The sequence below is a fragment of the Microbacterium sp. NPDC089320 genome (assembly GCF_040684875.1).
GTDB lineage: Bacteria > Actinomycetota > Actinomycetes > Actinomycetales > Microbacteriaceae > Microbacterium.
This window is the reverse complement of record NZ_JBFBGY010000002.1, coordinates 1-13,398: the sequence shown is the minus strand read 5'-3', so window position 1 is coordinate 13,398 and position 13,398 is coordinate 1. Positions and strand designations below refer to the sequence as shown.

Below are 13,398 nucleotides of genomic sequence, written 5' to 3'. Positions count from 1 at the left end.
CGTCGTCTTCTCGACAGCACTGCCCGATGCCGTTCCCTGTGCCGACGGATCAGGCGTGCAGCATCACCGATGCTCGCCCGGCGGACGTCAGGCGGGCTCAGGGGTCTCAGTGGGTGCCGAGGTCGTGGATGAGCTCCCTCTCGTCCTCTTCCGACAGGGACGTCTGCACGACGTGCCCGTTGTAGGGGGCGAGTGCGGCGGCGAACTTGTCCTCCGTGATCTTCAGGGCGTACAGGACGATCGCCGACTTGCCCGCAGTGACCGTCGACTTCACCCGGTCGCGGAATTCCGCATCCAGTCCGGTCTTGTCCAGGCCCGCGAACAGCGCACCGAAGAGACCGCCGAAGATCAGGCCGGCGAACGGCACGAAGAAGAGGATCCCGATCAGTGCGCCGAACAGCGCACCGCCTGCCACCCCCGCGCCGATCTTTCCGGTGGTGCCCGGGTATTCGACCTTGGTCTTGCCGTCACCGTCGACCTTGACGAGAGCCAGGCCCGCCAGCTCCACGACGAGGTCGCCCTGGAGTTCCTGCACGCGGTTGTACGCCGCTTCGGCGTCTGCCTCGGAGTCGTATGCGATGACGATCAGATCAGCCATGGGATTCCTGCTTTCTGTCTGGAGCCCGCGGGAGGGTCCCGAGGCCGGAGGAACTCGCCGCGCAATCCCTGCGCACCGGTCGTCATCAGACGTTGCCAGACAGCGACGCGTCTCAGCACTCGTGATCACCCCGAACGGGTGACCGCGGCCCCCTCACACCCGCACGGCGTCGCGGATGCCCGCGAGCAGCTTCTCTCCGATGCCGGGGACCGACAGCAGATCGTCGACGGAGTGGAACCGCCCGTTCTCCTCGCGCCACGAGATGATGCGTTCCGCGAGAGCAGGGCCGATTCTCGGAAGCGCCTCGAGCGCGGCCTGGTCGGCGTTGTTCAGGTCGACGAGATCATCCTGCGCGGTGCCCGCCCCGGGCTCTTCCTCGGGTGCGCCGAGCGAGGGCACGATGATCTGCTCGCCGTCGGCGAGAATCCGGGCCAGGTTGATCGCTGCGAGGTCGGCGGTCTCCGTCGTCCCGCCGGCCGCGGCGACCGCGTCGACCAGGCGCGAGTCCAGGTCGAGGACATAGAGACCGGGATGTGCGACGGCTCCGAGCACGTGCACGTACAGCTCGCCGGACACCCCCACTTCCGTCTGATCGCCGGTCGGCAGCGTCACGGACTCCGCGGGTGCGGGCTGCCCGCGCATGAGCCCGAGACCGACGGCGGCCGAGAGCACGACGAGAGCCAGCACGATGGCCGCACCCACGCCCAGTCTCAGCCGTCGAGGCGGCGTCGACGCAGATGAGGAATCGGACATGCCGCAACGCTAGGCCGCGGTGGCGTGCGGCAGATGCGGCCGGCCGCCCGCCGGGGAGAACCCCCGTGGGCGGCCGGATGTGCAGGGCGGATGAGTCGTCGATGACGACGCAGGTCGTCAGCCCTTGACGACGATGCTGACGATCTTCGGGGCGCGCACGACGACCTTGACGATCTCCCGGTCGCCGATCGAGCGGATGACACGCTCATCGGCACGGGCGAGCGCCTCGAGTTCGGCCTCGCCGATGCGAGCGGGAACCTCGAGCTGCGCGCGGACCTTGCCCCCCACCTGCACGACAGCGGTGACCGAATCCTCGACAAGCAGAGCCGGGTCGGCGGACCGCCACGTGACGAGTGCGACGGAGGGCTCGTGTCCGAGGATCTCCCACATCTCCTCGGCGGTATGCGGGGCGATCAGATCGAGCATCACGGCGACCGTCTCAGCGGCCTCGCGAACAGCCGGGTCCGCTGCTCCCGCGCTTCCGTCGACGGTCTTGCGGGTGATGTTCACCAGCTCCATCAGACGAGCGACGAGCACGTTGAACTTCGTCTGCTCGACGAGCGCGGGAGCGTCGGCCAGCAGCTTGTGGGTCGCACGACGCAGGGCGGCGTCGCCTCCCGCGAACACGACGTCGACGGGCGACGACACCTCACGCGCGATCCGCAGCGCACGCGCCAGGAACTTCTGCGCACCCGTCGTCGAGACGTCGGCCCAGTCCTTGTCGTCTTCGACGGGTCCGGCGAACGCGAGTCCCACGCGCAGCGCGTCGGCTCCGTATGCGTCGAGTTCCTCCTCGAAGAGCACCAGATTGCCCTTGCTCTTCGACATCTTGGCGCCGTCGAGCAGGACCATGCCCTGGTTGATGAGGTTCGAGAACGGCTCGGTGAAGTCGATCAGCCCCATGTCGAACAGCACCTTGGTGATGAACCGCGCATACAGCAGGTGCAAGATCGCGTGCTCGACACCGCCGATGTACGAATCGACCGGCGACCAGCGTGCGGCCTGAGCCGGGTCGAACGCGACCGTGTCGCTGTTCGGCGACAGGAAGCGCAGGAAGTACCACGAGCTGTCGACGAACGTGTCCATCGTGTCCGGATCGCGCAGCACGGGATCACCGCTGGCGGCATCCACCGTGCGCACCCAGCTCTCGGCCGCGCCGAGAGGCGACGAGCCCTTCGGCTTCAGGTCGAGTCCCTCGACGCTGGGCAGCTTCACCGGCAGCTGCTCCTCCGGCACGGGGATGATCCGGCCGTCCTCGGCGTGCAGCATCGGGATCGGGGTGCCCCAGAAGCGCTGACGCGAGATCAGCCAGTCGCGCAGTCGGTAGTTCTTCGCGGCGCGTCCGGTGCCCGAGGCCTCGAGCTGCTCGATGGCACGGGCGATCGCGTTGCGCTTCGACAGTCCGTTGAGCGGTCCGGAGTTGATCATCCGGCCCTCTCCCGTCAGAGCGATGCCCGTGGACGCGGGGTTCTGCTCGTCGAGCGCCGCACCGGTGTCGATCGGCACGCCGTCCTCGTCGACCTCGATGACGGGCATCGCACCCGTGACCGGCGCGGTCGTGTCGACCACGACCTTCACCGGCAGGTCGAACGCACGCGCGAAGTCGAGGTCGCGCTGGTCGTGCGCCGGCACGGCCATGACAGCGCCGTGGCCGTAGTCGGCCAGCACGTAGTCCGCCGCCCAGACCGGCAGCTTCTCGCCGCTGACCGGGTTGATCGCGTAGCGCTCGAGGAAGACGCCGGTCTTCGGGCGATCGGTGGCCTGACGGTCGACGTCGGTGGTCTTCTGCACATCGGCCAGATACTTCTGGAACCGCTCACGTACGTCGGCCGGAGCATCCGCTGCGAGCTCGGACGCGAGGTCGGAGTCAGGGGCGACGACGAAGAACGTCGCTCCGTGCAGCGTGTCCGGACGCGTCGAGAACACGGTGACGGGCTCGTCGCGCCCCTCGATGCGGAAGTCGACATCCGCGCCGATCGAGCGCCCGATCCAGTTGCGCTGCATCTGCAGCACCTTGTGCGGCCAGAAGCCCTCGAGCTGGTTCAGATCATCGAGCAGCCGGTCGGCGTAGTCGGTGATCTTGAAGTACCACTGGGTCAGCTTCTTCTTCACGACCTCGGCGCCGCAGCGATCGCAGCGGCCGTCGACGACCTGCTCGTTCGCGAGCACGGTCTGGTCGTTCGGGCACCAGTTGACGGCGCTCTTCTTGCGGTACGCCAGACCGCGCTCGTGCAGCTTCAGGAACAGCCACTGGTTCCAGCGGTAGTACTCGGGGTCGGACGTGTGCAGCACGCGCGACCAGTCGAAGGAGACCCCGTAGTTCTGGAACGCCTGCTTCTGCTGCGCGATGTTCTGATAGGTCCACTCGCGCGGATCCGCACCCTGACGGATGGCCGCGTTCTCGGCAGGGAGACCGAACGAGTCCCATCCGATCGGATTGAGCACGTTGTGCCCGCGGTGGCGCCAGAACCGGGCCACGATGTCGGAGTACAGGTAGTTCTCCGCGTGCCCCATGTGCAGGTCGCCGGAGGGGTAGGGGAACATCGCCAGCACGTAGCGGCGGGGCCGCTTGTCGTCGTCACCGCCGGTGAGGAACGTCTCGTTCTCCGCCCAGTACTTCTGCCACTTGGCCTGGATTGCGTGCGCCGAGGAGGTCTCCTCGGCGACGGGAGAGGTGGACAGGTTCTCAGACAACGAACGCACGACCAATCTGGAGGGAAAAGGGGGTCAGTTCAGGATATCGGAAGCCCAGGCCGCGGGCATTTCCACTCCCAGCGCAGCGAGAGGCGCATGAGCCTTCGTCGCGACCTCGGCGACCTCGGAGGCGGCGACCGACCGCCAGGTGATCCCCCCGCCCGCGCCGACCACGGCGCCCGCACCGTCGATGACGATGCTGCGGATGACCATCGCGAGGTCGAGCGTCCCCTCATCTCCGATGTATCCGAAGCATCCGGCGTAGATCCCGCGAGGCCCGCCCTCGAGCTCGTGCAGTCGCGTCATCGCCGAGAGCTTCGGCGCACCCGTCATGCTGCCGGCCGGGAAGGTCGCCTCGAGCAGCGCACCTGCGGTGGTGCCGGGGTCGGCTGTCCCGCTGACCGCGCTGACGAGCTGATGCACCGCGGGGTATGTCTCCACCGCCCACAGCGCATCGACCCGGATCGAGCCCGGACGGCACACGCGTGACAGGTCGTTGCGCATCAGATCGACGATCATGACGTTCTCCGCGCGTTCCTTCGGGTCGGCGGCGAGCTCCGCGGCGAGCGCGGCATCGTGCGCGGCGTCGCGGCCGCGAGGTCGCGTTCCCTTGATCGGGCGCGTGCGGATCACGCCCTTCTCCGCGTGCAGGAACTGCTCGGGGCTCGCACTGAGCAGGGAGCGGCCGCCGATGCGGATGAAGCCGCCGTGATGTGCCGGGGTGGCCGCACGAAGGCGGCGGTACACGGTGACGTCGTCGTGCGCCCCCGGAACCGTGAAGCGTGTCGTGAGGCAGAGCTGATAGGCGATCCCCGCCCTGATGAGTTCACGACAGCGCTCGATGAGGCCTGCGTACTCCGTCGGAGTGTGCCTCGCCTCGGCGGGTGCGGACCCGGAGGTGCCGACCGCGGGCGCCTCGAGCGATGTCTCAGAGGACGCGACGCCGAGCACGAAGGCGACCCAGTCATCGAGGTCGGCCGCTGCTGCGGCCACCCGGACGGTGCCCGTCGCGTGGTCGAACGCCGCCAGCTGTGAGACGCGCAGCCAGGCCCCGCCCAGCGCATCGGCGCCATCAGAGACGGGAGCTCCCGCTGCCCGGGCGCCGGTCTCGTAGTCGTACCACCCGACCCACCCGCCGCGCAGCAGAGGAATCGAGCCGGCGTTGGGCGTCGACCCGTCGATCCGCGCCTCGGCGGGAAACGGCCCCGGAGTGCCTGTTCCGATGAAGCTCCATCCTTCAGACGCATCCGCCCCGGCGTCGAGCCAGAAGAGGTCGGAGCACGAGTGCTCGAGCGCGAGGAAGAGCGCTTCGGGCGCCACCCTGTCGGGCAGGACGAGGGCGCTCAGAGGTTCGGGCACGTTCTCAGCCTAGGCGGCGTTCGCTCCCGTATTCTCAAGGGGTGGACGACTTGGTGCCGTGGCTGATCGACTTCATGCGGTCCATCGATCCGCTCACCCGCACGCTCGTCGCAGGGCTCGCCGTGATGCTGGAGACGAGTGTGCTGATCGGCCTCGTCTTTCCCGGCGACACGGTCGTGCTCGTGGCGTCGATCGGCGTCACCAGCCTCCCTCAGGCTCTGGCGATGGTCGTCTCCGTCGTCATCGGTGCACTGATCGGCGAGAGCATCGGCTTCTGGCTCGGGCGGTGGATAGGCCCCCACATCCGCGCATCCTGGGTCGGTCGTCGAGTCGGCGAGGAGAACTGGGTGCGTGCCGAGCGATACCTCGCCAGACGGGGCGGCATCGCCATCTTCCTCTCACGGTTCCTGCCCGTGCTGCACTCCCTCGTCCCGTTGACCGTGGGCATGAGCCACTACTCGTATCGTCGGTTCCTGGCGTGGACTGCGCCGGCGTGCCTGCTCTGGGCGACGGCCTATGTGAGCATCACGTCTCTCGCGGCCGGCAGTTTCGATGAGCTCTCCGACCGGGTGCACTACGCGGGATACATCTTCGTCGGCATCATCGCGCTCTTCCTCGTCGCCGTGTTCGTGGGCAAAAAGGTGATTTCGCGCCTCGAATCGCGTCACCTGGACATCTCCGACGCGAAGGACTCGACCGACGTGAAAGACTAAAGCAATGGCTTCGTCACCTCCGGCGCCCCGCATCCACTGGTTCGCACGCCTCGAACATCGCCTCCACGTGTGGCGCGAGGGACGAGCACGCCGCCGGGGGCGCACCGCGACCATCCTCCCGTTCCCCGGATACGGTGGCCCCGGCTGGGTACGGGTGGTCGGACGCGTGCTCATCGTCCCACCGCAGCGGAGCACGAAAGACGGCGAGCCCGCCAGCGTCCGCGGCTGGCGCAGCTTCGTCGGCATTCCCGTGGGTTTCGCGAAGGTCGCCGTGCAGATCGGCGAATCCGTGCACTACGTCGTCGCCGACCGAGGAGGAGTGATCGACTCGGTCGTGCACGCCGATCTCGAGCCCGGCTGGCAGACGTTCACGTTCTCGGTCGAGGGACAGGACCCCGTCGAGACGACCGCGTTCATCGTGGCGGAGTCGACGCACTTCGGTGTCGTCTCCGACGTCGACGACACCGTGATGGTGACCGCTCTTCCGCGCCCCTTCATCGCCGCCTGGAATTCGTTCGTGGTCGACGAGCACGCGCGAATCCCTGTGCCGGGCATGGCCGTGCTGCTGGATCAGGTGCTCCGCGAACACCCCGGAGCGCCCATGATCTACCTCTCGACCGGAGCCTGGAACGTCGCTCCGACGCTGCGTCGTTTCCTCGGACGACACCTCTTCCCGGCGGGTTCCATGCTCCTCACCGACTGGGGCCCCACTCACGAACGCTGGTTCCGCAGCGGCCGCGAGCACAAGCTCACCAACCTGAGGCGCCTGGCCACGGAGTTCCCTCACGTGAAGTGGCTCTTGATCGGCGACGACGGCCAGCACGATGAGGCCATCTACTCCGAGTTCATGGAGGAGCACCCGAACTCCGTCGCCGGCGTCGCCATCCGTCGGCTGCTCCCGGCCGAGGCAGTGCTGGCCGGTGGGCGAGCCGGCCATGAGCCGCATTCCGACGATGTCGCGCCCTGGGTCAGCGCTGAGGATGGCGCAGGACTGCGCGACCTGCTCGGTGAAGCCGGCATCCTGCGCTGACGTGACCATGACCCTGACGCCGACCGCCTGGCTCGACCGCGAACGAGCGCACCAGGCGAGGGCAGACGACCTCACGGCCGAGCACCGAGAGCGGGCCGCTCGAGGCGAGAAGCACCCGGTGTGGGACTTCCTGTTCACCTACTACAGCTACAAGCCCGCACAGCTGCGTCGGTGGCATCCCGGTGCGGGGGTCGAGCTGGAGCACGCCGCCGACAGACGCACCTGGCGGTGGTACTCCCCCGGTGAGACCCACGCCGGTGCGATTCCCGATGCCGCTGCCTTCGCGCGCGAGAAAGCGGACCTCGCCGGTCTCATCGAGCGGATGCTGCGCCGCACCGCCTCACGGCCCGGCCAGTTCGGATGCTTCGGACTGCACGAGTGGGCGATGGTCTATCGAGCCGAGGAGCACAGGCACCCGGTGCCGCTGCGTCTCGGGCAGGCCGCGACCGATCGGGTGGTGGAGAGTCATCACCTTCGGTGCACCCATTTCGATGCCTTCCGGTTCTTCACACCCGCAGCCGTGCCGCGCAACCGCACGGAGCTGACCCGCGACGACCAGCCGCTCTTCGAACAGCCCGGTTGCCTGCACGCAGGCATGGACCTCTACAAATGGGCGATCAAGCTCGGCCCCCTGGTGCCCGGTGAGCTGCTGCTCGACGCGTTCGAGCTCGCGCGGGACATCCGACTCCTCGACATGCAGGCCGCTCCGTACGACCTGGCACGCTGGGGTGTCGTCCCGGTACCGATCGAGACGACGGAAGGCAAAGCCGAGTACGTGCGTCAGCAGCGTGTGTTCGCAGACCGCGGCAGCCGCCTGCGCAGCGCGCTGCTGGAGGCCTGGCTCGGCTCGGCCACCCCCGTCTCACTCGCTGGCTGATCGGTCAGTCCACCGGCTCGCACTCCGAGCACGGTGCCCAGTTCGTGGTCGCGGACGTCGACTGCAGCCGCAGCGACATCACGCGAGTGGCCGCGTCGACGAGCCGACCGCGGGGCAACGCCCCCGAGTCGACCGCAGTCGCGAGCCCCTCCACGATCTGACCGGCGGTCTCGGGGGTCGAGCCCGCGATCATGAGCACGAGGTCGCTGCCGGCGGCGACCGCCGACACGGCGTTGCGCACGGGGTCGGCGTATTCGGGAATCCCTGAGGACTGCAGCATCCCGAGGTCGTCGGTCACGATGACGCCGTCGAAACCGAGTTCATCACGAGCGATCTCGTGCCAGCGTGCTGAGAGCGAGGCCGGGGCGGAATCGACGGATGTGTAGGCCAGGTGACCGAACATCAGCAGAGAGGCGCCGGCGTCGATTCCGGCGGCGAAGGGAAGGGCATCGGTCGCTCGCCACTCGTCGATCGTCTCGGCGGTTTCGGGGATCGCATGATGGGAATCGCCCGGAGCTGCACCATGACCGGGAAAGTGCTTCAGTGTGGACGCGATGACCTGCTCCTGCGCCGTGGTGGCGGCGATGACTCGCTCCGAGGCCGTCTGCGGGTCGGTCCCGAGCGCCCTGCCGAAGATGAACGACGACGAATCGGAGGTGACATCGGCGACCGTGCCGAAGTTCACGCTGATACCCGCCTTCGCCACCAGCGCCGCACGGGCGGCGAATGCTGCTGACGTGTCTGCGACGGGCAGTGATTTCACCGTGGTCGAGGCGGGGAACCCATCGGTGGACAGCCGCGACACGAGCCCGCCCTCCTGATCGATCGCGACGAGCGGGGGAATCGCAGGATCGACCGTGAGAGCGGACGTGAGGGATCGCAGCTCGCCGTCGGTCGCCGGAATGTTCGCTCCCATCAGGATGAACCCGCCGAGGCCCTGCTCCATGTAGGTGTGGAGCGCGGCAGCATCCGTCGTCGGGATGTGCCCCATCACGATGCTGGCGGCCTGCTCGGCCGTCGCCATCTCGGAGACGAGGGCCTCGGCGCGCCCGTCCGTCGCCGATGAGGAGATCCCTGCACGTGCGACACCGCCATGCGCCGAAACGTCCGCCGCGGCAGCGGCCGGTGCGGTCGCCAGCGCCAGGGCGACGAACGCCGCCGCCCCGACCGCTCCGAAGCGACGTCGCCGCATGGTGTCAGGTGGTGAGAGCGTCAGCGATGGGCACCGCGGTGTCGGCCGTGCCGTTGCCGAACCGGATGGTGCGGCCGAAGGTCGAGGGATTCCCGAGCGACTCGGCGATCACAGCCGCCACATCGGCGCGTGCGACCTCGCCCTTGCCCTCGGGGTCGAGCAGGATGCGGCCCGTCGGCTCATCGAAAGTGAGCGTGCCCGGTCCGAGGATCGTGCCGTCGAGGTCGGTGGATCGCAGGTGCTCGTCCGCTGCCCACTTCGCGTCCGCATAGGCGAAGAACCCGTCGTCCTCGGCCACTCCGTGGTCGGCCTTCGAGCCGATCCACGAGACCATGACGTAGCGCGTGACACCTGCCTTCTCTGCCGCGTCCATGGTGCGGATCGCCGCGTCGCGGTCGACGGCGTAGGTGCGCTCCGCAGACCCTCCACCGGCACCTGCCGACCAGACGACGGCATCGTGTCCGCGGATGATGTCCGCGAGAGCGGGCGTGTCGAGCGTCTCGACATCGGCGACGAGCGCTCGCGCCCCGGTCGCCTCGACCTCTGAGACGTGGTCGGGATTGCGGATGACCGAGGTGACCTCATCACCCCGGGCGACGAGGAGAGGAGCAAGAAGCAGTGCGATGCGGCCGTGGCCGCCGAAGACGATGATTCGCGACATGTCTTCACCCTACGCGCCTGCACCGACGTCGGCTCGAGAACGCGGGGAGGCGACGGATCAGGGAGTGCGGACGGATGCGACGGCCAGCGCGCGCTGGACTCCCTTCGCCGCCGAGCGCCCGGCCCGGTTCGCACCGATCGTGCTCGCCGACGGGCCGTAGCCGACGAGCTGGATCCGCGGGTCCTGCACCGCCGTCGTCCCCCGCCCTCTGCGGTCGAGCTGGATGCCCCCGGCAGCGCTGCGCAGATGCAGCGGTGCGAGGTGCGCGATGGCCGGACGGAATCCGGTCGCCCAGAGGATCACGTCGACGCGCTCGAAGGTGCCGTCGGCCCAGCGGACGCCGTCCGGCTCGATGCGCGAGAACATCGGGCGACGCGCTGCGTAGGCGCCGAGCCTCTCGGCCTCGCGTTCCTGCGGCCGCAGCATGAGCCCTGTGACGCTCACCACGCTCTCGGGCGGCAGCCCCTGCGCGACCCGCTGCTCGACGAGCGCGACCGCGGCAGCACCCGCCTCGGGGGTGAAGTCGTCACTGCGCCACACCGGCTCGCGACGCGTGACCCAGAGTGTGTCGCTGATCGGTGCCAGCGCTCCGAGGAACTGGACAGCCGACGCACCGCCGCCCACGACGAGGACGCGCTTGCCCGCGAAGTGCTCCGGTCCCGGATAGTCGACCGTGTGCAGCTGCTCGCCGAGGAACGTCTCCATCCCCGGGTAATGGGGCAGGAACGGATGCGTCCACGTCCCGGTCGCGTTGACGAGCGTCCGACTGCGCCACTCGTGCTCCCCCGCGTGCACCACCAGAATGCCGTCCTCGTCGATCACCCGGTCGACCCGCACCGGACGTATGACCGGCAGATGGTGAGCACGCTCGTACGCGGCGAAGTATGCCGGCACGGTCGTGTTCGCACGCCGGCCATCTCGCGGTGGCGCTGAGTCACCCGGCAGCTCGGCCACTCCGTGCACGTCGCGCATCGTCAGCGCATCCCACCGGTGCCGCCACGCCCCGCCGGGCTCGGAGTCGGCGTCGAGCACGACGTGGCTCACGCCCAGACGGGTCAGATGATAGGAGGCCGACAGACCGGCCTGACCGGCGCCGATCACGACGCTGTCCAGGATGCTCACGGTGGTGACAACGCCCTCGGCCGCGTGGTTGTTCCGGTGCGGTCAGAGCGAGATCTGGTAGTGCGTGTATCCGGTGTGAGTGGCCACATCGTCGTAGAGCGCGCGGGCTGTCATGTTGGTCTCCTGCGTCAGCCAGTAGACCTTCTCGCACCCGTTCCCCGCAGCCCAGTCGCGCACGTGGGCGATCAGCTGTCGCCCCACGCCGGAACCTCGGGACTCACCGTCGACATACAGGTCTTCGAGGTAGCAGTACGCCGATCTGCTCCACGTCGCCGGGTGGGCGAGCCAGTGCACGATGCCGATCGCTCGTCCGTTCTCGTCGCGCGCGACCGCGCCGTGCAGATCCCGCCCCTCAACGATCCGCCGGAACGTCTCGTGCGTGATGTCGTCCGAGAGCTCGGTGCCGTAGAACGTCAGATAACCGCGCCACAGACCGGACCACTCGTCGAAGTCGACATCTGCGATGGCGGTGATCGTCGTCATGCCGTCAGCCTAGTGCGACGCGCCCGGGAGCCCGGCGCCGATTGGTGTTGCGCGCGATCCGTGTAGTACTCTGTTCAAGTTGCTTCGAGCAGTGAGGAAGCAGTTCTGGGCCTGTGGCGCAGCTGGTAGCGCACCTGCATGGCATGCAGGGGGTCAGGGGTTCGAGTCCCCTCAGGTCCACATTCGGAGAAGGCCCCGCGAGAGATCGCGGGGCCTTCGTGCTTTCTGCAGCAGGCATCGACGCGGGCTGATGCATCGGCCGCGGATATCGCGTCGCCACGCCCCGCGCCAGGGACTTGCCATCGCCCGCTGCGGCGGATAGAAAGGCCAGGCCGTCTTCGTCACCGGGGCGGTCTTCGATGAGGTGGAGGACGCACGTGCTGGGACTGTTCCGACGACCGGATGCTCTGTCATCGCCCCTCGCAGACACGTCGACTCCGCACCCGGAGACGCGCCTGTGGTCCCGGGGATTCGGCCTCGTCGCGACGCGCAGCCTGCAGATCCTCGCCGTGCTCGCCGTGGTCGCGATCGGCGTGCTGGTGATCACACAGCTCTCGCTCGTGTTCATCCCCGTCACGATCGCGCTGATCCTCGCCTCGGCCATCCACCCGCTCGTCGCGTTCATGCGCCGTCGCGGCGTGCCGTCGATCCTCGCCACCTGGATCGCCCTGATCGGCATCCTCGCGATCCTCGGCGCCATCGTATGGGTGATCGTGCTGACCGTCCGATCGCAATGGGACGACCTGGTCGAATCCGCCACTGACGGCGTCACGCAGGTGACAGCCTGGCTCGACACCCTCCCTTTCAACATCGCATCCATCAACCTCGACGAGGTGTGGGCAGGACTCGGCGACTTCCTGACGAGCGCCTCGTTCGGACGCGGAGCGCTCGCCGGCGTGTCTGCGACGGCGAGCTTCTTCACCGGCCTGGCGCTGATGATCGTGGTGCTGTTCTTCTTCCTCAAAGACGGACCGCGCATCTGGGAGTTCCTGCTCCGCCCCTTCACCGGAACGAGCTACGAGCGTGCCCGCCGGATCGGCGACAAGACCGTCGACGTCTTCGGAGGGTACGTGCGCGGAACATCGATCGTCGCCGCCGCCGATGCTCTCGGAATCGGGATCGGCCTGGCGATCCTGCAGATCCCGCTCGCGCTCCCGCTGGCGGTGATCGTCTTCCTGACCGCATTCATCCCGCTGGTCGGCGCCACCGCGGCCGGCATCCTCGCGGCCCTCGTGGCGCTCGTCACTCATGGGCCGGTGGCTGCCCTGATCGTCGTCGGCATCGTCGTCCTCGTGAACCAGCTCGAGGGCAACTTCCTGCAGCCCGTGGTGATGGCGCGTTCCCTCAAGCTGCACGCTCTTGTGATCCTGCTCGCTCTGACGACAGGAACGATTCTCGGTGGCATCGTCGGCGCGGTACTTTCGGTGCCGATCGCCGCCGTCGCCTGGGGAATCATCACGGTGTGGGACGGCCCGCACACCCCCGCGAAGCCGTTCCGCAAGAAGCGCCCCGAGACGGTCTGAGTCCACTCGGCGCCGTCGCTCGGGGGGATACCCCTCTGGGTGCCGGCCGTCAACCCACTCCAGCTCGGTGCGCGTGCGACATATCGTGGCGGGCACATGTCACGAGAGGAGTCGACGATGACGAACAACCGGATACCCCCGCTGGTCCCCCGCCCGGACGACGACGGAGAGATCGACGGCGTGCCACACCGCGACGTCGATGGCGAGCCGGTGCTCGACACCGATGCGGATGCCGACGAGGTCGACGGCGCCGCTGCCGACCGTCTGGCGGCGGAGCAGCCGCGGGGGGGGGGGGCCGGGGTGCGCCCCCCCCCACCCCCCGCCCCCGCGGGCCCCCCCCCCCGCCGGGCCCGCCCCCGCGGTGTGGGGGGGGGGGGGGTGGGTGGGTTGGGG

General features: G+C 68.6%; 12 protein-coding genes and 1 tRNA gene. 5 read left to right on the top strand and 8 right to left on the bottom strand.

Annotated elements, in window-relative coordinates:
- Positions 1 to 106 precede the first annotated feature (106 nt).
- The 4 genes from AB0N61_RS04500 to AB0N61_RS04485 form a co-directional block, all read right to left on the bottom strand.
- Positions 107 to 598 (bottom strand): DUF1269 domain-containing protein, encoded by a 492-nt coding sequence (locus AB0N61_RS04500; protein ID WP_363362072.1) that lies wholly within the window; start codon positions 596 to 598, stop codon positions 107 to 109.
- Positions 599 to 751: 153 nt separating this feature from the next.
- Positions 752 to 1,351: a helix-hairpin-helix domain-containing protein gene (locus AB0N61_RS04495; RefSeq protein WP_363362070.1), complete on the bottom strand. Its 600-nt coding sequence runs from the start codon at positions 1,349 to 1,351 to the stop codon at positions 752 to 754.
- Between the two features lie 117 nt (positions 1,352 to 1,468).
- Positions 1,469 to 4,045 (bottom strand): leucine--tRNA ligase, encoded by a 2,577-nt coding sequence (gene leuS, locus AB0N61_RS04490; protein ID WP_363363147.1) that lies wholly within the window; start codon positions 4,043 to 4,045, stop codon positions 1,469 to 1,471.
- Positions 4,046 to 4,078: 33 nt separating this feature from the next.
- A complete protein-coding gene (locus AB0N61_RS04485) occupies positions 4,079 to 5,404 on the bottom strand; it encodes an anthranilate synthase component I family protein (protein ID WP_363362068.1) in 1,326 nt (441 codons plus the stop codon).
- A 41-nt stretch (positions 5,405 to 5,445) separates the two neighbouring features.
- Here AB0N61_RS04485 and AB0N61_RS04480 point away from each other — a divergent pair, with 41 nt between their 5' ends.
- Genes AB0N61_RS04480 through AB0N61_RS04470 form a run of 3 tightly spaced genes read left to right on the top strand, consistent with a single transcriptional unit; the run spans position 5,446 to position 8,024 of the window.
- Positions 5,446 to 6,117, top strand: coding sequence for a DedA family protein (locus AB0N61_RS04480; protein ID WP_167942708.1), 672 nt, complete (start codon positions 5,446 to 5,448; stop codon positions 6,115 to 6,117).
- A gap of 4 nt (positions 6,118 to 6,121) precedes the next feature.
- The gene (locus AB0N61_RS04475; RefSeq protein ID WP_363362066.1) at positions 6,122 to 7,147 is read left to right on the top strand and encodes a phosphatase domain-containing protein; all 1,026 of its coding nucleotides are present in this window, start codon (positions 6,122 to 6,124) and stop codon (positions 7,145 to 7,147) included.
- A 7-nt stretch (positions 7,148 to 7,154) separates the two neighbouring features.
- On the top strand, positions 7,155 to 8,024 hold the full coding sequence (locus tag AB0N61_RS04470) for a 3-methyladenine DNA glycosylase (RefSeq protein WP_363363145.1): 870 nt from the start codon (positions 7,155 to 7,157) through the stop codon (positions 8,022 to 8,024).
- Between the two features lie 4 nt (positions 8,025 to 8,028).
- On the opposite strand, the gene AB0N61_RS04465 is transcribed toward AB0N61_RS04470, so the two are convergent.
- The 4 genes from AB0N61_RS04465 to AB0N61_RS04450 are packed head-to-tail and all read right to left on the bottom strand — an operon-like array spanning position 8,029 to position 11,482.
- Positions 8,029 to 9,216, bottom strand: a complete 1,188-nt coding sequence (locus AB0N61_RS04465) for a glycoside hydrolase family 3 N-terminal domain-containing protein (protein ID WP_363362065.1) — start codon at positions 9,214 to 9,216, stop codon at positions 8,029 to 8,031.
- A 4-nt stretch (positions 9,217 to 9,220) separates the two neighbouring features.
- Entirely contained in the window at positions 9,221 to 9,877 is a 657-nt protein-coding gene (locus AB0N61_RS04460; RefSeq protein WP_363362063.1) for an SDR family oxidoreductase, read from the bottom strand.
- Between the two features lie 57 nt (positions 9,878 to 9,934).
- Positions 9,935 to 10,999: an NAD(P)-binding domain-containing protein gene (locus AB0N61_RS04455; RefSeq protein ID WP_363362062.1), complete on the bottom strand. Its 1,065-nt coding sequence runs from the start codon at positions 10,997 to 10,999 to the stop codon at positions 9,935 to 9,937.
- A gap of 42 nt (positions 11,000 to 11,041) precedes the next feature.
- Positions 11,042 to 11,482 (bottom strand): GNAT family N-acetyltransferase, encoded by a 441-nt coding sequence (locus AB0N61_RS04450; RefSeq protein WP_363362059.1) that lies wholly within the window; start codon positions 11,480 to 11,482, stop codon positions 11,042 to 11,044.
- Between the two features lie 107 nt (positions 11,483 to 11,589).
- Here AB0N61_RS04450 and AB0N61_RS04445 point away from each other — a divergent pair.
- Both AB0N61_RS04445 and AB0N61_RS04440 read left to right on the top strand, forming a co-directional pair.
- Positions 11,590 to 11,662: transfer RNA gene (locus AB0N61_RS04445), tRNA-Ala, on the top strand.
- 227 nt (positions 11,663 to 11,889) lie between these two features.
- Positions 11,890 to 13,005, top strand: coding sequence for an AI-2E family transporter (locus AB0N61_RS04440; protein WP_363363143.1), 1,116 nt, complete (start codon positions 11,890 to 11,892; stop codon positions 13,003 to 13,005).
- Positions 13,006 to 13,398: the final 393 nt, after the last annotated feature.

Coding starts and splice junctions, on each gene's coding strand:
- AB0N61_RS04495 (WP_363362070.1), bottom strand. CDS start 1,351: ATGTCCGATTCCTCATCTGCGTCGACGCCGCCTCGACGGCTGAGACTG.
- AB0N61_RS04460 (WP_363362063.1), bottom strand. CDS start 9,877: ATGTCGCGAATCATCGTCTTCGGCGGCCACGGCCGCATCGCACTGCTT.
- AB0N61_RS04450 (WP_363362059.1), bottom strand. CDS start 11,482: ATGACGACGATCACCGCCATCGCAGATGTCGACTTCGACGAGTGGTCC.
- AB0N61_RS04470 (WP_363363145.1), top strand. CDS start 7,155: ATGACCCTGACGCCGACCGCCTGGCTCGACCGCGAACGAGCGCACCAG.
- AB0N61_RS04500 (WP_363362072.1), bottom strand. CDS start 598: ATGGCTGATCTGATCGTCATCGCATACGACTCCGAGGCAGACGCCGAA.
- AB0N61_RS04475 (WP_363362066.1), top strand. CDS start 6,122: ATGGCTTCGTCACCTCCGGCGCCCCGCATCCACTGGTTCGCACGCCTC.
- AB0N61_RS04465 (WP_363362065.1), bottom strand. CDS start 9,216: ATGCGGCGACGTCGCTTCGGAGCGGTCGGGGCGGCGGCGTTCGTCGCC.